This is a genomic window from Saccharothrix lopnurensis (genome assembly GCF_042658445.1).
GTDB classification, from domain to species: domain Bacteria; phylum Actinomycetota; class Actinomycetes; order Mycobacteriales; family Pseudonocardiaceae; genus Actinosynnema; species Actinosynnema lopnurensis.
This window is the reverse complement of the sequence record NZ_JBHSQO010000014.1, coordinates 163,952-180,375: the sequence shown is the minus strand read 5'-3', so window position 1 is coordinate 180,375 and position 16,424 is coordinate 163,952. Positions and strand designations below refer to the sequence as shown.

Here is a 16,424-nt window from a genome sequence, read left to right as displayed (position 1 = left end):
TGAACCGCCGGGCCGGCGCCCGGTCGTGGACCGGGCGCCGCCCACCGCGCACCTCACCCGATCAGGCCGGCACCAGGCCCTTGTCGCCCTCCGCGTAGCGGTTGCCGCAGTCCGGGCACTCCAGCACGGCGTCCAGGCGCTGCCCGCAGGCGCACACCCAGCCCTTGTGCCGCGCCGGGTTGCCCGCCACGAACGCGTGCGCCGGCACGTCCCGCGTCACCACGGAGCCGGCCCCGGCGAACGCGTGCTCGCCGACCTCCACCCCGCACACCACCACGGTGCCCGCGCCGAGCGTCGCGCCCCGCCGCACCACCGTGGCCAGCAGCTCCGCGCCGCCGCGCTTGATCGCCGCGCGCGGTCGCAGGTCGTTGGTGAACAGCACGTTCGGCCCGAGGAACACGTCGTCCTCGCACACCACGCCGTCGAACACCAGCGTGCCGTTCTTCACCGTCACGTTGTCCCCGAGCACCGCGCCACCCTCGACGAACGCGCCGTCGCAGATGTTGCAGTCCCGGCCGACCCGGGCACCGGGCAGCACGTGCGCGAACGCCCACACGCGCGTGCCGTCGCCGACCTCGGTGCTCTCGCACAGCCCGCGCGGGTGCACGAAGACCCCGCTCACCGCACGGCCCCGGCCAGCGCCGCCACGACGCGCTCCTGCTGCGCCGGGGTGATCTCCGGGAACAGCGGCAGCGACAGGATCTCCCCCGCCACCGCCTCGGCCACCGGGAAGTCGCCCGGCGCGTGGCCCAGGGACTCGAACGCGCCCGTCAGGTGCACCGGGGTCGGGTAGTGGATGCCCGCGCCGATCCCGGCCTCGTGCAACGCCTTGAGGACCCGGTCGCGCTCGGCGACGCGCACCACGTACAGGTGCCACACCGGCAGGTTGCCCTCCAGCACGACCGGCGGCACCACCCCGGGCACGTCGGCCAGCATCGCCGAGTACCGGTCGGCCGCCGCGCGCCGGGCCTCGTTCCAGCCCTCCAGCCGGCGCAGCTTCGCCGACAGCACCACGGCCTGGAGCGTGTCCAGCCGGCTGTTGAAGCCCAGCACGGTGTGCTCGTACTTGCGCGGCGACCCGTGCTCGCGCAGCAGCCGCACCGCGCCCGCGAGCTCCTCGGACGAGGTCAGCACCGCGCCGCCGTCGCCGTAGGCGCCGAGGTTCTTGCCCGGGTAGAAGCTGGTCGCGGCGAGGTCGCCGAGACCGCCGACGGCCACGCCGTGCCGCCGCGCGCCCTGCGCCTGCGCCGCGTCCTCCACGATCGGCACGCCGAACGCGCGCAGCTCCTCCACGGGCGCGGCCTGGCCGTACAGGTGCACCGGCAGCAGCGCCCTGGTGCGCGGCGACAGCGCGGCGGGCACCAGCGACGGGTCGATCAGGCCGGTGTCGGCCACGCAGTCGACCAGCACGGGCGTGGCGCCGGCGCGGGCCACCGCCTCGGCGGTGGCGATGAACGTGTTGGCGGGCAGCACGCACTCGTCGCCCGGCCCGACCTCCAGGGCGCGCAGCGCCAGCTCGATCGCGTCGGTGCCGTTGCCGACGCCGACGCAGTGCGCGACGCCCTGGTAGGAGGCGAACTCCTCCTCGAACGCGGCCACCTGGCGGCCGCCGATGAAGGCGGTGGTCTTGAGCACCTCGGCCCAGCCCTCGGCGACCTCGTCGGCCACCTGGTCGTGCTGGGCACGCAGGTCCACCAGCGGGATGTCGATCACGAACCGTTCCCCTCTCGCAGTCGTCGGGCGGGGTTCCCCGCCCAGACCTCACCCGCGGGGACGTCGTGGAGCACCACCGAGCCCATGCCCACCACGGCCCCCGCGCCGATCGACACGCCTTCCCGGACCGCACAGCCCTGCCCGAGGTAGGCGCCCTCCCCGACGCGCACCGACCCGCCCAGGGACGCGCGGCCGGCGAACGTCGCGCCGTCGGCCACCTCGTCGTCGTGGGTGATCAGCACGTGCGGCATGGCGACCACGTGCGCCCCCAGGCGCAGCGGCGCGGTCACCACCGCCCCGGCCAGCAGGACCGAGCCCGGTCCCACCGCCGTGCCCGCGGCCACCGACGCCGCGGGGTGGACCAGGGTCGCGTACCGGTCGGCCGGCAGGCCGAGCCGGGCCACCACGCCCAGCCGGCCGCGGGGCCGGTGCGCGTTGGCCACGCACACCAGCACCGCCGCGTCGGTCCTCTCGTGCACCAGGTCCGACCCGCCGAGCACCGGCAGGCCGTCCAGGTCCGCGCCGTGGCGCGCCGGGTCGTCGTCCAGCGCGCCCACGGGGCGCCACAGCCCCGGGAGGAGGCGGACCGCCGCGAGGACCTCGCGGGCCAGTCCGCCGCCGCCCACGAGCAGCAGGGGCCTCGGGGTCGCGCCCACCCGCACGGCGCTCATCCGGTGGTGAACACGACGTCGACCCAGTAGTTGCTGCCCGCGTAGGACTGCTCCGGGAAGCCCGCCCCGTCGCCCTTGTACAGGCCGTTCGCCATGCCCTCCGCGCTGGCCGGCGCGCTCAGCGGCGGGCTGGTCACCGAGTTGCCCATGAAGTACCCGATGTCCACCGAGTACCCGCCGTGGGGCGCGTGGTAGGACGCCACGTACGTGGTGCCCGCGCCGACCCGCACCGGTTCGTCGAACACCAGCGCCTGCCACCCGGTGGCGGTCTCGTCGACGAACGTGCCGGTCGCCAGCTCCTGCCCGGTCGCCGACCACAGGGTGCCGGTGTGCGTGCCGGTGTTGCCCGCGCCCTTGTAGAACCGGACGCCGGTGACCTCGCCGTCTGCCGAGGGCACGAACCGCACGCCCAGCTCGTGGGGTCCGGTCGCCTCGTCCGACACCACGGTGGGCACGGTGGCCGCGCTGAACAGCGAGCACGGGCAGTTCCCGGCGGTGGTCGTGGTGAACGACCAGGTGGTCGGCGCGGTCATCGCGTTGCCGTAGACGTCGGCGATGCGCAGGCTCGCCGTGTAGGCCGTGCCACCGCCCAGCGGCGCCGCGGGCGTCCACGTCACCTGCTGCTGGTTCGCCGACAGCGACAGCGTGCCCGCGAGCTTCGCGCCGCCCTGGTCGACCAGGGTGAACTGCGCCGAGGCGAGGTCCACCGGCTCGTCGAAGCTCGCGGTCAGCGGCGCGGTGCGCGAGACCTCGCCGGCGCCGTCGAGCGGGGTGCGCCCGTTGACCACCGGCGGGGTGTTGTCCTCGTTCGGCAGGTACACCACGTCGACCCAGTAGTTGCCGCCCGCGTAGGAGTTCGTCGGGTGGCCCGTGCCCACGCGGTAGACGCCGTTGCCGCCGTCGGCGGCCGCGGGCGCGGTCAGCGGCCCGGAGACCACCCGGTGGCCGTCGAAGTACTCGCCGTCCACGGCGTACCGGCCCGTGGTCGTGGTGTACGAGGCGGTGTAGGTGGCGCCCGCCGTCACGTAGACCGGGGTGGCGAAGGTGAGCGTCTGCCAGCCGGTCGCGGTCTCGTTCTGGAACGTGCCCCTGACCAGCTCCTGCCCGGTGGGCGACCACAGGGCGCCGGTGTGCGCGCCGGTGTTCTCGGGGCCCTTGTAGAACTTCACGCCGGTGATCCGGCCGCCCGAGGTGGGCGTGAACCGCACGCCCAGCTCGTAGGTGCCGGAGTCGCCGGCCGACCGCACCGTGGGCACGGTGGCGGGGCTGAACAGCGAGCACGGGCAGATCGACGTGGTCGCGGTGGTGAACGACCAGGTGATCGGGTTCGGCAGCGGGTTGCCGTTGGCGTCGGCGATCAGCACGCTCGCCGTGTAGGCGGTGTTCGGCACGAGCTTGCCGGACGGCGTCCAGGTGATCGTCTTCTGGTCGCCGGACAGCGACAGCGAGCCGGTGAGCTTCGCGCCGCGCGGGTCGCTCAGCTCGACCTGCGCGGAGGCCGGGTCGACCGCCTCGCTGAACGTCGCCGTCAGCGGGGCCGTCACCGCCACGCCGGTGGCGTCGGCCCCCGGCGAGCGGTTGGTCGACGTGGGCGGCGTGGTGTCGCCGTTGAGGCCGTTGCGGTAGATGACGTCGACCCAGTAGTTGGTCTCGTTGTAGGTCTTGTCCGGCGCCACGCCGCCGGGGCCGTAGTGGTAGACGCCGTTGGGCCCGTCGACGCCGTCGGCGAGCGCCCGCAGGCCCGCGTGGCTCGCGCCCTGGCCGGAGAACCCGCCCGGCGTGACCGAGTAGCGGCCGTTGGGCGCGTGGTAGGACACGACGTAGGTCGTGTTCGCCTGCACCTGGACGGGTCCGGCGAAGATCAGCCGCTGCCAGCCGCTGGCGCTCTCGTTCTCGAAGGTGCCGGTCGCCAGGAGCAGGCCGGTGGAGGACCACAGGGTGCCGGTGTGGGTGCCGGTGTTGCCCGCGCCCTTGAAGAAGCGGACGCCCAGCACCTCGCCCTTGCCGTTGAAGCGGACCTTCGTGCCCACCTCGGTCGGGGTGGCGTCGTCGGCCGAGTAGACGGCCGGGCGGGCGAAGTCGTCCCAGATCGTGCAGGGGCACGCCGCGGGCCTGGTCGCGCCGGTGGTGAACGACCAGGTCGTCCGGACCGACTGGTTGCCCGCCGCGTCCGACACGCGCAGCGCCGCCGTGTAGGAGGTGTTGGGCGCCAGCGGCTGCGCGGGGGTGAGGGTGATCGTCCGGTCGCCGTTGGACAGCGCGGTCGAGCCGGACACCGCGCCGCTCGGGCCGGTCAGCGTGAACTGGGCGGAGCCGGGCGCGACGACCTCGTCGTAGGTGCCGGAGACCGGCGGGGTGAGCGGGACGGTGCCCTCGCCGGCCAGCGGCGCGGTGGCCGTCAGCAGCGGCGCGCGCAGGTCGGGGCCGGGGTCCGGCGCCCACACCACGTCGACCCAGTAGTTGCTGCCCCAGTGGGACTGCGTCGGGAAGCCGGACGAGCCGAAGCGGAACAGGCCGTTGGGGCCGCTCTCGCCGTTCTTCAGGCCGGTGAGCGGCTCCAGGGTGCGCCGCTGTTGCAGGAAGTACTCCAGGTCGTAGGAGTAGCGGCCCTTGGGGGCGAAGTACGACACCACGTAGGTGGTGCCCGCGAAGACCCGGACCGGCTGCGCGAAGACCAGGGTCTGCCAGCCGCTCGCGGTCTCGTTGACGAACGTGCCGGTGGCCAGCTGGTCGCCGGCGGCCGACCACAGCGAGCCGGTGTGCGTGCCGGTGTTGGCGGAGCCCTTGTAGAACCGGACGCCGCGCACGTAGCCGTCGCCGGCGGCGCGCCACTTCACGCCCAGCTCCAGCGGCGACGGGTCGCCGCTGTCGACCTCGGCGGGGGTGTCGGCGTCGGTCCACAGCCCGCACGGGCAGGTGCGGGCGCTCACGCCCGGCGTGGCGACCACCGGGGTGGACAGGTTCACCGAGTCGTCCACCGCGCGCACCCGCAGGCTCGCCGGGCCGGAGGTGCCCGGGGTGTAGGTGTGGGTCCACGTGCCCTGGCCGGCCCGCCAGTTCGCGGGGTGCCAGCGGGTGCCGCCGTCGGTGGACACCTCGACGCCGGCGACGCGCCCGCCGCCGGTGTCGGTGACCGAGCCGCCGAAGGTGTAGGGGGCGCCGACCGCCGACACCGGCGGGACGCTGGTGAACGCGACCGTCGGCGCGGCGCCGTCGGTGCTCGCGGTCGCCTGCACGAGGCCGGTCTGGAGGGTCGTCGCGGCCACGCCCATGTCGGCCAGGAAGTTGACCGTGGCCTGCTGCATCCGGACGTCGGAGGTGGGGGTGTTGGTCAGGAAGGCGTGGTCGTCGTCCACGCCCCACGCCCACTGCACGGTGCCCGCGCCGAACACCAGCGACCCGCTCGGGTGCCGGTAGTAGGTGATGGCGTGGGTCTTGGTGTCGGGGGTGTAGTGGTCGCCGTGGTTCTGGAGCACGTACGGGCCCTCGGGCATGTCGACCGTGGTGCGGGACAGCTGCGCCACGCCCGGCGGCTGGAAACCGTTGTCCTCGACCGTGTTCCACTCGTAGCCGAGGGTGCCGGGCTGGAACGTGTAGGTGGAGCCGGCGGCCATGTTCTGGAGGTCGGTGTGCCGCCACAGCCGCATCTTGCCGTAGGCGGCGGGCACCTGGAGCGAGTCGTCGCGGCGGCCGTTGACGGTGAAGATGTTGCCCAGCAACGCGTTCTCGGGACGGCCGCCGTCCTGCTCGGGGTAGCGCGGGTCGCGCCAGGTGCCGGTCCAGTCGGGCAGCCCGTCGCTCTGGGTGCCCTTGGTCTCCTTGTAGCTGGCGATGGTCCGCCAGGCCGTGCGGGTGTCGTCGATGGAGGGTTCCCAGCGGGTCTTCCAGAAGATCTCGTTGCCGGTCAGGAACGCCAGGTGCACCCCCGCCGCGCGGGCCGCCTCCACGTTCGCGCGCTGCTCGTTGGACCAGTACTCGTCGTGGCCCACCGCCATGAACACCCGGTGGTTCCTGATCAGGTGCCCGCGGCGCGCCGAGTCCACGTCGGTGGTGTAGCTCAGGTCGTAGCCGTTGCGCTCCAGGAACCGCAGCATCGGGTATTCGGCGTTGAAGATGAAGTTGTCGTCGCCGTCGCCGCCGGTGTAGGGGCGGTTGTAGCTCACCTTGTACGCCTGGCCGCCCTGCCCCGGACCGTCGCCGAAGTACAGGCTGTTGCCGCCGTAGCGGTTGTAGGCCACCCAGGTGGAGTCCGACGTCTGGAACAGGACCTTCGAGGTGCTGGTGTCGTCGCGGACGACGAACACGATCTCGTTCTCCGCGCCGGTGTCGTTGCGGTGCGCCCGCGCGTAGTACAGGCCCGAGACCGCGTCCGCGGGCACGTTCCAGCTCAGCGACACGTTCCAGTTGCCGCAGTCGATGAGCGCGCTGCCGTCGGTGCCGCGCCAGCAGGGGTCCTGGTTCTGCGGGGTGGCGCGGGTGATGCGCTGCTTGAAGTGCGCGCCGACGCCGCCGTACCAGCCGAGCCGGTAGATGTCGAGGTAGTAGGAGGGCGCGCTGGTCAGCATCTTGAAGTCGACGCGGCCGCCGGGGGTGGCGCTGATGTCCGTGGTGAACCCGAGGATCGACTGGTCCCGGTAGGCGACCTGCCAGTCCGGGGTGCCCTGCCGGTCGTTCTCGCACGCGACCTTGTTGACCACCGGCGCGGTGCAGGGGGCGGCCGCCGCCTCGGGGGCGCGGAACACGCCGACGACGACCAGGAGGGAGGCCGCCAGGGCGGTCACCACCAGCAGCCTCAGCAGGTCAACCGCGAGCGCGGGTCTCGCCCGCGACGGGAGGGCGGTCATGGGTCACCTCTCGGACAGAGCTGAGGACTACTGCGAGTCACTACCTGGACACTGCACCGACCGGCGCAACGCTGTTGCTCCGATCGTCGTGGCCGTGCCGCCTCGCGTTACAGCCCGGCACAAGGGGGATTCCGCCGCTTGCCGATCACCCGGCGCGCGGTCACGGGAAGTAGTCGGCACACGGCGCGCCCCACCCGCGGGCGGCAGGCCGCCCGCGGGTGGGAGGAGGTCCTTCCGGTGGCGCTAGCGCGACACCAGGGGCAGGTCCAGCGCCGCCTTGAACTCGTCGACCACGGTGAGCTGGTCGGCTTCGCCCAGGTCGTGGTAGAGCGGGAGGATCAGCGACCGGCGGGTGAACACCTCGGTCACCGGCAGGTCGACGTGCGGGTGACCCGCGTAGGCGGGCTCCAGGTGGGAGGCCATGATCCCGCGCCGCGCCGACACGCCGCGCGCGGAGAGCCGGGCCAGGACGTCGTTGCGCGACACCGGGGCGTCCTCGGGGAGCACGACCCAGAACGACTGGTAGTTGGTCGTGCCGTGCTCGGGGTCGCCGACCAGGCGCAGGCCCGGCACGTCGGCCAGCAACTCGTGGTAGCGCGCCGCCAGCTCGCGCCGGCGCCGCACGATCGCGTCCAGCTTCCCCAGCTGCACCAGGCCCACCGCGGCCTGGATGTCGGTCATCCGGTAGTTGAACGCGGTCTCCAGGTAGCTCTCCACGACCGCGCCGCCGCCGCTGTGCCGCTCCGCCGCGCTGACGCTCATGCCGTGCTCGCGCAGCCGCCTGCCCCGCACCGCCCACTGCTCGCGGTCCGTGGTGAGCATCCCGCCCTCGCCGGTGGTGATCAGCTTGCGCGGGTGGAACGACCAGGCGGCCAGCTCCGCGTCCGCGCCGACCGGCACGCCGCGGTAGGTCGACCCGGCGGCGCAGGCCGCGTCCTCGACCACGGTGATGCCGCGCGGCCGGCACAGCGCGCGCACCTGCTCCACGTCGGCCGGCACACCGGCCTGGTGCACCAGGACCACCGCCCTGGTGCGCTCGGTGAGCACCTGCTCGACGGTCGCCGCGGACAGGTTGCCGGTCTCCGGCTCCACGTCGGCGAACACCGGCGTGGCGCCGCAGTAGCGGACCGCGTTGGCGGTGGCGATGAACGACAGCGACGGCACCACGACCTCGTCGTCCGGGCCGATGTCGAGCAGGTGCAGCGCCACGTGCAGCGCGGTGGTGCACGAGGACAGCGCCACCGCGTGCAGGGCGGCGACGCGACGCGCGAAGGCGTCCTCGAACGCGGCCACCTTCGGGCCCTGCGCGACCCAGCCGGACAGCACGGCGGCGGAGGCCGCCCGCGCCTCCTCCTCGCCCAGCCAGGGCTTCATGACGGGGATCACCGGACCGCCTCGGCGGCGTCGTCGCCCAGGGCGACCCACCACTCGACCAGTCCGCGCAACCCGTCCACCAGGCCGATCTCGGGCTTCCAGCCGAGGTCGCGGGCCGCGGCGGAGATGTCGGCCAGGCGGCGGGTGACGCCGTTGACCTTGCGCTCGGGGCCGTGCTCCAGCGGCAGTTCCGAGTCCATCGCGGTCAGCAGCGCCAGGGCCAGCTCCCTGAGGCTGGTCTCCTCGGCGCTGGCGATGTTGTAGACCTGGTCGGTGACCGGGGCCCTGGCCGCCAGGACGTTCGCGCGGGCGATGTCGTGCACGTGGACGAAGTCCATGGTCTGCGCGCCGTCGCCGAAGATCAGCGGCGACTCCCCCGCGGCGATGCGCTCCATCCAGCGGATGAGCACCTCGGTGTACTTGCCGTGGGCGTCCATGCGGGGGCCGTAGACGTTGAAGTAGCGCAGCGCCACGTAGTCCAGGTCGTACATGGCCTTGAAGCTGCGCAGCATCGACTCGTTGAACGCCTTGGCCGCGCCGTAGAACGTGTCGTTGTTGTACGGGTGGTGGCGCTCGGTGGTCGGGAAGGTCTCGGCCAGGCCGTAGACCGACGCCGACGACGAGGCGACGACCTTCTTCACGCCCGCCGCGGCGGCGACCTCGACGACCGTGAAGGTGCCGTCGACCAGGCACTCCAGCGCCAGCCTCGGTTCCTCGGCGCACTGGGTGATGCGGAGGGCCGCGAGGTGGAACACCAGGTCGGTGCCCTTCGACAGCTCGGCGAGCAGCCCGCGGTCGTTGATGTCGCCCTCGACGACGGTGAGCCGGTCGCCCGCCGCGGCGGTCGCGTCGGCCAGGTTCTCCCTGCGCCCGCGCACGAAGTTGTCCAGCACCACCACCTCGGCGGCGCCGGCGGCGAGCAACTGGTCGACCACCGCGGAGCCGATGGTGCCCGCCCCTCCGGTGACGAGGGCGCGCTGCCCGCTGATCGGCTGAGCCGCTTCCGACATGGTGCTGTCCTTCCGGTGGTGCTTACGCGGTGACGAGGCGGGTGGGGGTGGTGTGGTCGACGGTGACGAACGCGCCGCCGGCGGCCAGGCTCGCGGAGGCGGCTTCGAGGGTGGCCAGGACCCGCAGGCCCGACCAGCCGTCGGTCAGCGGGGCGCGCTTCTCGGCGATCGAGGCGGCGAACTCCGCCATCATGCCGCGCAGCGCCTCCCGCTCCGGCAGCGCCGGGGCCACGGTGTCGCCTCGGCGGTAGGAGATGATCGCCTGGCGGCGGTCCTCGTCGTCCTCGATGCGGTCGGCGCCCCGGTCGTGCACGGACAGGCGCTGCACCGCGTTGAGGTCGTCCCAGACGACCGTGCGGCGGGAGCCGCCGACGACCATGGTGCGGATCTTGGTCGGGGACAGCCAGTTCACATGCACGTGGGCCAGCACGCCGTCGGACAGCTCCAGGGTCAGGTGGCCGACGCAGGCGCGGCCCGCGCCGATCGGGTCCGAGCCGTGCGCGGAGACCCGGGCGACGCGCACGCCGTCGGGCAGGATCGCGTCGAAGATCGACAGGTCGTGGGGCGCGAGGTCCCAGAACACGTCCACGTCCCGCTGCACGAGGCCGAGGTTGATGCGCACCGAGTCGAGGTACTGCACGGTGCCCAGCTCGCCGCCGCGCACCAGGTGCCGCAGGTGCTGCACGGTCGGCGTGTAGACGAAGGTGTGGTCCAGCATGAGGGTCAGGCCGCGGTCCTCGGCCTCGCGCACCAGCTCCAGGCCGTCCGCGTAGGTGGCCGCCAGCGGCTTCTCCACCAGCACGTGCTTGCCGGCGCGCAGGGCGGCCAGGGCGACCGGCAGGTGGGTGGCGGCCGGGGTGGCGATGGCGACCGCGTCGACCGCCGGGTCGGCCAGCACGTCGTCGAGCGAGCCGGACACCCGGACCGTCGAGTAGTCGCCCAGCACGCGGCGGGCGCGCTCGGTGTCCAGGTCGCACAGGTAGCGCAGCGTGAGCCCGGGGGTGGCCTGGGCGTTGCGCACCAGGTTCGGACCCCAGTAGCCGGCGCCGACCACGGCGATGCCGATCGGCTGGTCCATCTCGTTCTCCCTCTCGCGGCCCTCGCCGGCGCTCCGGGTGGTCATCTCAGTACGCCCCCTGCCCGCCGAACACGGCGCGGAAGGTCTTCCAGAGGATCAGCGCGTCCAGGGCCAGCGACCAGTCCTCGACGTAGCGCAGGTCGAGCCGCACGGACTCCTCCCAGGACAGGTCGCTGCGGCCGGAGACCTGCCACAGGCCGGTCAGCCCCGGCTTCACCAGCAGCCGGCGGCGCATGTCCGGCCCGTACTTGGCGCTCTCCTCGGGCAGCGGCGGCCTCGGGCCGACCAGCGACATCGCGCCGGTGAGCACGTTGAGCAGCTGCGGCAGCTCGTCGAGGGAGTAGCGGCGCAGGAAGCGGCCCACCGCGGTGACCCGGGGGTCGTGCTTCATCTTGAACAGCACGCCCGCGCCCTCGTTGAGCTGCTGGAGCTTCGCGCGCAGCGCGTCGGCGTCGGTGACCATGGTGCGGAACTTCAGGATGGTGAACGTCGCGCCGCCCTTGCCGACGCGGCGCTGCTTGTAGAGCACCGGCCCCCTGGTGTCGATCATGATCGCCACCGCGACCGCCAGCAGCACCGGGCTGAGCAGGGCCAGCAGCAGGGTCGAGCCGACCTTGTCCACGGTCGCCTTGACCACGCGGCGGAAGCCGGTGAACGACGGCTCGCTCACCCGCAGCAGCGGCATCCCCAGCACGCCGGTGACGTGCAGGCGGGGACCGGCGAAGTCCATCAGGGCTGGCGCGACGACCATCTCGGTGCCGGTGCCCTCCAGGTCCCAGGCCAGCTGCTGGAGCCGGCGGGGCGTCCAGTAGGCGTCGGGCGTGACCGCGACGATCCGGTAGCCGCCGCGGCGCACCTGCTCGGCCAGCTCGCCGAAGCGGCCCACGACCGGGATGCCCTCCAGCTCCACGCCGATCTCGGCGCGGCCGTCGACGGTGCACACCGCGTCCACGCGCCAGCCCAGGTGCGGGGCGCGGCGGGTGCGGGAGATCAGGTCGGCGACGGTGTCGACGTTGCCCGCGGCCAGCACCGGCAGCAGGCAGCGGCCCTCGCCGCGGGCCCGGTGCAGCGGTCGGCGCAGGGCGTAGCGGACCGGGAACGCGACCAGCGCGACGGCCGGTCCGACGACGAAGACCCACAGGCGGGCGCCGGGCAGCCCCGCGGCGAGGGCGCCCAGGCCCAGCGCGACGACGGAGCCGAACAGGCCGCGGCCCAGGCGGCGGAACTCCTCCGCGCCCTGGCCGAGCACCATGGGGTTCCAGACCCGGTTGAGGAACAGCGAGCCGAGGACCACCGCGACGGTGACCGCCTCCAGGGCGAGCATCGGCAGCGGCCCGAAGGAGGCGTGCCGGGCCTGGAGCACGGCGCCCGCGAGCACGACGACCAGGACGGTGCACAGGACGTCGGCGGCGATCACGCCGTAGCGGTAGGCGGGTTCCCAGCCGCTGACGGTCGGGTGCGTGGTGCGGCGCGTGACCCGGACCCGGGTGACGGGTCTGTGCCTCGCGTGCTGGACCTGCTCGCTCATCGTGGTGCTCCCCCGGTTGAGCCGGTACGGACGTGCATCTTTCGCAGGGCATCCCCGACGGACCCGCGTGTGGTGTGCAGCAAATGTGCGGTCGGCGTTTTTCAGCCTCGCGAACCGTCATTCGTCACACGCCGGTCGCGCGTTACACACGCGGTGAAGGTGGACCGGATGCTGATTCATCGGTGCGGCACACGGCGCACACCCAGGAGGTTCACCGGGTGACTTCAGGTCACCGCCCCCGACGGGGCGGAAAAACCCGCGCCGACACCGGGCGACAGGCGTCCGCAGGCGTCCACAGTGGCCTTTGACGTGGCGGACCAGGACCATCGCTGTGCGCCCGCACCGCGTTACAGGGGTTCTCCCGCACGGATCGGACAGGTGCGGAAAGTAGCGGAAAAAGGACTGGACGCGCCACCCGCGAACCCGCACCGCGGCGGACCGGGGTCACCCTTTCACAGAGTGGAAGCAGCTATTCGGCGCAACGGGACCGGCACTTCAGGTGACCGCCGTGAACCAATTCCGCCCACTCGGCCGGACAGGGGTGACCAACACCACTTCTCCGGAACAATCCCCGCTGTCCCGAACGCTCAACTCGGGGGTCCTGAACGTACGACACGGGGGTCGCGAACGTACGACTCGCGGACACCCCGGCGAGTCGTACGTCCGGGCCCGGCGAGTCGTACCTCCGCGACCCCCGAGTTGAGCGTTCGGGAGGGTGAGCGGTCGTTCACGGATGGGTCAGCGGGCGGTGACCAGGCGGGCCTTCTCGGGGCCCACGGCCACGACGTCGCCGTGCTTGAGCTGGGCGCCGCGGCGGGTCTCGGGGCGGCCGTTGACCATCACCTCTTCGGCCTCGACCAGCTCACGGGCGTGGGCGCCGTTGTCCGCCAGGCCGGCCAGCTTGAGGAACTGGCCCAACCTGATCATGTCGTCGGTGATCTCCACCTCGCGGATCCGCACCGGCCCATCATCGCGCACGGGTGCACGTGCGGACGCACGGGCACCTGGTTAACGAGGATTGCACGGACTCGAAACACGATCGACATCAGCCGGACGCGCCGGCGTCTAGGTTCCCGAGATGTGAGCACAGGCAGGTCGGAGCCGGAGCCCACCGGCGGCGCGGAGCGCGGGCGCCGTCGGTCGCCGCGCGGCGAGGTCGGCGCGACCGGCGCGCGGTTCGGCTCGCAGGCGCTTCGCCGCGGGTGGGAGGAACAACCACCCGAACAGCCGAAGCCGGTCAGGCGGCGCCGGTCCCTGCGCGGCGAGGTGGGCGCCACGGGCGCCCGGTTCGGCTCCGCCGCCCTGCGCCGCAGCCTGGAGGAGAAGGACGAGCCCGAGGAGCGTCGTCCGGAGCCTCCTGCCGGCGGGGTGGAAGGGGAGCAGCCCGCCGCCGGCGGGACGGGGAGGGAGCGCCATCGGGAGCCTACTGCCGGCGGATCGGAGGCGGAGCGGTGGGCCGGGACCGTCCCGTTGCCCGACCCCGGGAGCGACACGTGGCCGGTGGTGCCGGCCGGCCACGAGCCCGAACCGGAGCCGGTGGTCGAGGAGTTCTCCGGGCCGCTGGTGCGCCCCTACGCGTGGACGGGCGGTCGCACGTCCGCCGCCTACGACCTGCGGCTGGAGACGCTGCTCTCGCTGGAGGGCGGCGGCATCACGACCGCCCTGCGCGACAGCACCTCCGAGCAGCGCTCGATCGTCGAGATGTGCGCGACCGGACCGCGGTCGGTCGCGGAGGTCTCCGCACTGCTGGCGGTGCCGCTGGGCGTGGCCCGGGTGCTCGTCGGCGACCTGATCGGCATGGGCGTGGTGGCGGCGCACCACAACGCCGCCGCGCCCGGCGGACCCGACCTGACGCTGCTCGAACGGGTGTTAGCCGGTCTGCGCGACCTCTGACCGCAGCTCGCCGAACAACTCCGCCAGGTCGGCCGGCCGGTAGTGCGCGTTGAGCCCGCTCGGGTTCGGCAGCAGCCACAGCCGCGACGACGCGATGAGTTCGGGCTGCGGCCCCACCTTGGCCGCCTTGCGCCCGAACGCCGTCCGGTAGGCCGTCACGCCCACCACCGCCACGAACCTCGGCCGGTGCTCCCGCGCCACCTCGGTCAGCCGCTCGCCGCCCGCCCGCAGCTCCTCGGCGGTCAGCTCGTCGGCCCGCGCGCTCGGCCGCGCCACCAGGTTGGTGATGCCCAGCCCGAGGTCGAGCAGCTCGTCCTGCTCGGACGGGTCGAACCGGCGCGGGGTGAACCCGGACAGGTGCAGCGCGGGCCAGAACCGGTTGCCCGGCCGGGCGAAGTGCTGCCCCCGGGACGCGGACACCAGACCGGGGTTGATCCCGCAGAACAGCACGTCCAACCCCGGCTTCAGCACGTCGGACAGCGTCACGCCACCACCACCGGGACACCGTCGACGACGAGCCGCCAGTCCGTGGAGGAGAACGCGGCCGGGTCGATCTCGCCGTGCTCCCGCACCCACTCGATGATCAGCTGCCGGATCTCCAACTGCTGGTTGTGCAGCACCGGGGCGGTGGCCACGTGCGGGAAGTTGCCGCCGCCGGACTGCCGGTAGTTGTTCACCGCCACCGCGAACGCCTGGTCGGGCGCCACGGGCGCGCCGTCGTAGGCCAGGCCCACCACCCGCTGCCCGACCGGTCGGGCCAGGTCGATGTCGTAGGTCAGCGGCGCGTCCAGGCCGGCGGCCACGTCGTAGAGGTAGTCGGGCGTGCCGTTGGCGTTGGTCAGCGCGTCCGGCTGGTGCGGTCCGGCCGTGCCCACCGCCTTGAAGTAGCCCGCCGAGCGCTCCAGGTAGTCCTTGAGCTGCGCGCCGGTGAGCCGCACGCCGAGCAGGGTGTTGTCGTAGACGTAGAGGCCGGCCACGTCGCGCACCGACACCTCGCCCGTCGGGATCGCCGCGGCCTTGTTGAACGGCGAGGCCAGCGACAGCACCGGCAGCGCCTCGGCCAGGCCCGCCTTGAGCGCCTCGCCCTGCACGCGGTTGACGAGGTCCAGCACGGCGGTGTCCTCGTACCGGGCGGTCGCGGCGGACATCGCGGCCCGGGACGTGCCGATCCTCGAGTTCACGTAGGCCACCACGCGCTCGTGGTCGTCGCGCAGCTTGCGGACGATCACCGGGTCCTCGGCCGAGGTGGTGGTGTCGAGCACCCGGGAGCGGGACGCGGTCGGCTGCCAGCCCCGCCGGGGCGTCCACTCCAGGTCGAACTCCATCACGCTGAGCCGCTTGCCCCAGAACAGGGGCTCGGTCAGCAGGACCTGCCGCCCGGTGTCCCGGTTGGTGACGAACCGCTGCGCGATCTCGGTGTGCGCGTGGCCGACCAGGATCGCGTCGATGCCGGGCACCTCCTCGGCGACCAGCGCCGAGCAGTTCTCCGGGAACGGCAGCAGGTCGCCCAGCGAGGAGGACAGGTCCGCGCCCGAGTGCGCGGCGACGACGACCAGGTCGGCCCCCGCGGCGCGGACCCTCGGCACCCAGTGGCGCGCCTGCTCCAGCACGCCCGGGAAGGTCATCCTCCCCTCGACGTGCGCCTTGTCCCAGATGGCGATGCCCGGGTTGGTCAGGCCGAGGACGCCCACCCGCAGCGGCGCGGAGCCGGTGCGCCACACGGTCTTGACCACGTAGGGGCGGAACGCGGGCCGGCCGGTGGCCGAGTCGACCGCGTTGGCGGCCAGCAGCGGGAAGTCGAGCTGCTTCTCGAACTCGCGCAGCAGGGGGATGCCGTAGTTGAACTCGTGGTTGCCCAGGGCCGCGGCGTCGTAGCCCAGCTCGTTCATGGCGGTGGCCATCGGGTGCGCCTTGCGGCGGCCGATGGGCTCCACCTTGGCGTAGTAGTAGGCCAGCGGGGTGCCCTGGATGGTGTCGCCCGCGTCGACGAGCAGGGTGCGGTGCGCGCCGCGCTCCCGGCGGATCGCCTTGACCAGGGTGGACAGCTTCGCCAGGCCGATGTCGTTGTGGGCGCTGTCGTCGAACTCGCGGTCGGCGAAGTAGTCCCAGTTGAAGACGTTGCCGTGCAGGTCGGTGGTGCCGAGCACGGTCAGCGTGAACCGGCGCGCGCCGGCGGTCCGGTCGTCCGGGGCGGCGTGCGCCGTCGAGTGGAAACCGGTCGCGGCGAGCACGGTCGCGGCACCGCCCGCGAGGAGGGCGCGGCGGTGCAGGGGGGATCCGGTCATGGGGTGACCGTAGCCATTGACGGTTGAC

12 protein-coding genes are annotated in these 16,424 nt (G+C 73.3%); 1 reads left to right on the top strand and 11 read right to left on the bottom strand.

What is annotated here, in order from left to right:
* Window positions 1-61: 61 nt before the first annotated feature.
* The 9 genes from ACFP3R_RS16735 to ACFP3R_RS16695 all read right to left on the bottom strand — a co-directional run bounded on the left by ACFP3R_RS16735 (window position 62) and on the right by ACFP3R_RS16695 (window position 13,178).
* Window positions 62-622 carry an acyltransferase gene (locus ACFP3R_RS16735; RefSeq protein WP_380637126.1) on the bottom strand — a complete coding sequence of 187 codons (561 nt, stop codon included), beginning with the start codon at window positions 620-622 and terminating at the stop codon, window positions 62-64.
* Window positions 619-1,710 (bottom strand): DegT/DnrJ/EryC1/StrS family aminotransferase, encoded by a 1,092-nt coding sequence (locus ACFP3R_RS16730; RefSeq protein WP_380637144.1) that lies wholly within the window; start codon window positions 1,708-1,710, stop codon window positions 619-621. The genes ACFP3R_RS16735 and ACFP3R_RS16730 overlap by 4 nt, the downstream gene beginning before the upstream one ends.
* Window positions 1,710-2,384 carry a NeuD/PglB/VioB family sugar acetyltransferase gene (locus tag ACFP3R_RS16725; protein WP_380637125.1) on the bottom strand — a complete coding sequence of 225 codons (675 nt, stop codon included), beginning with the start codon at window positions 2,382-2,384 and terminating at the stop codon, window positions 1,710-1,712. Before ACFP3R_RS16725 ends, ACFP3R_RS16730 begins: the two co-directional genes overlap by 1 nt.
* Entirely contained in the window at window positions 2,381-7,228 is a 4,848-nt protein-coding gene (locus ACFP3R_RS16720; RefSeq protein ID WP_380637124.1) for a DUF4082 domain-containing protein, read from the bottom strand. The genes ACFP3R_RS16725 and ACFP3R_RS16720 overlap by 4 nt, the downstream gene beginning before the upstream one ends.
* Window positions 7,229-7,471: 243 nt before the next feature.
* Window positions 7,472-8,614 (bottom strand): DegT/DnrJ/EryC1/StrS family aminotransferase, encoded by a 1,143-nt coding sequence (locus tag ACFP3R_RS16715; protein ID WP_380637123.1) that lies wholly within the window; start codon window positions 8,612-8,614, stop codon window positions 7,472-7,474.
* Window positions 8,611-9,612 (bottom strand): SDR family NAD(P)-dependent oxidoreductase, encoded by a 1,002-nt coding sequence (locus ACFP3R_RS16710; RefSeq protein ID WP_380637122.1) that lies wholly within the window; start codon window positions 9,610-9,612, stop codon window positions 8,611-8,613. Before ACFP3R_RS16710 ends, ACFP3R_RS16715 begins: the two co-directional genes overlap by 4 nt.
* Window positions 9,613-9,634: 22 nt before the next feature.
* A complete protein-coding gene (locus tag ACFP3R_RS16705) occupies window positions 9,635-10,735 on the bottom strand; it encodes a Gfo/Idh/MocA family protein (RefSeq protein WP_380637121.1) in 1,101 nt (366 codons plus the stop codon).
* A gap of 1 nt (window position 10,736) precedes the next feature.
* Window positions 10,737-12,218: a sugar transferase gene (locus tag ACFP3R_RS16700; protein WP_380637120.1), complete on the bottom strand. Its 1,482-nt coding sequence runs from the start codon at window positions 12,216-12,218 to the stop codon at window positions 10,737-10,739.
* A 738-nt stretch (window positions 12,219-12,956) separates the two neighbouring features.
* The gene (locus tag ACFP3R_RS16695) at window positions 12,957-13,178 is read right to left on the bottom strand and encodes an RNA-binding S4 domain-containing protein (RefSeq protein ID WP_380637119.1); all 222 of its coding nucleotides are present in this window, start codon (window positions 13,176-13,178) and stop codon (window positions 12,957-12,959) included.
* Between the two features lie 120 nt (window positions 13,179-13,298).
* On the opposite strand from ACFP3R_RS16695, the gene ACFP3R_RS16690 reads away from it, so the two are divergent.
* Window positions 13,299-14,111, top strand: a complete 813-nt coding sequence (locus tag ACFP3R_RS16690) for a DUF742 domain-containing protein (RefSeq protein WP_380637118.1) — start codon at window positions 13,299-13,301, stop codon at window positions 14,109-14,111.
* Here ACFP3R_RS16690 and mug read toward each other — a convergent pair.
* The gene (mug, locus tag ACFP3R_RS16685) at window positions 14,088-14,597 is read right to left on the bottom strand and encodes a G/U mismatch-specific DNA glycosylase (RefSeq protein WP_380637117.1); all 510 of its coding nucleotides are present in this window, start codon (window positions 14,595-14,597) and stop codon (window positions 14,088-14,090) included. The two genes, ACFP3R_RS16690 and mug, sit on opposite strands and share 24 nt — an antisense overlap.
* A complete protein-coding gene (locus ACFP3R_RS16680) occupies window positions 14,594-16,396 on the bottom strand; it encodes a bifunctional metallophosphatase/5'-nucleotidase (protein WP_380637116.1) in 1,803 nt (600 codons plus the stop codon). Before ACFP3R_RS16680 ends, mug begins: the two co-directional genes overlap by 4 nt.
* Between the last annotated feature and the right edge of the window lie 28 nt (window positions 16,397-16,424).

What these genes read in the sequence shown, in the direction of transcription:
- ACFP3R_RS16705 (WP_380637121.1), bottom strand. Translation starts at nt 10,735, where the DNA reads ATGACCACCCGGAGCGCCGGCGAGGGCCGCGAGAGGGAGAACGAGATG.
- ACFP3R_RS16700 (WP_380637120.1), bottom strand. Translation starts at nt 12,218, where the DNA reads ATGAGCGAGCAGGTCCAGCACGCGAGGCACAGACCCGTCACCCGGGTC.
- ACFP3R_RS16725 (WP_380637125.1), bottom strand. Translation starts at nt 2,384, where the DNA reads ATGAGCGCCGTGCGGGTGGGCGCGACCCCGAGGCCCCTGCTGCTCGTG.
- ACFP3R_RS16680 (WP_380637116.1), bottom strand. Translation starts at nt 16,396, where the DNA reads ATGACCGGATCCCCCCTGCACCGCCGCGCCCTCCTCGCGGGCGGTGCC.
- ACFP3R_RS16720 (WP_380637124.1), bottom strand. Translation starts at nt 7,228, where the DNA reads ATGACCGCCCTCCCGTCGCGGGCGAGACCCGCGCTCGCGGTTGACCTG.
- ACFP3R_RS16710 (WP_380637122.1), bottom strand. Translation starts at nt 9,612, where the DNA reads ATGTCGGAAGCGGCTCAGCCGATCAGCGGGCAGCGCGCCCTCGTCACC.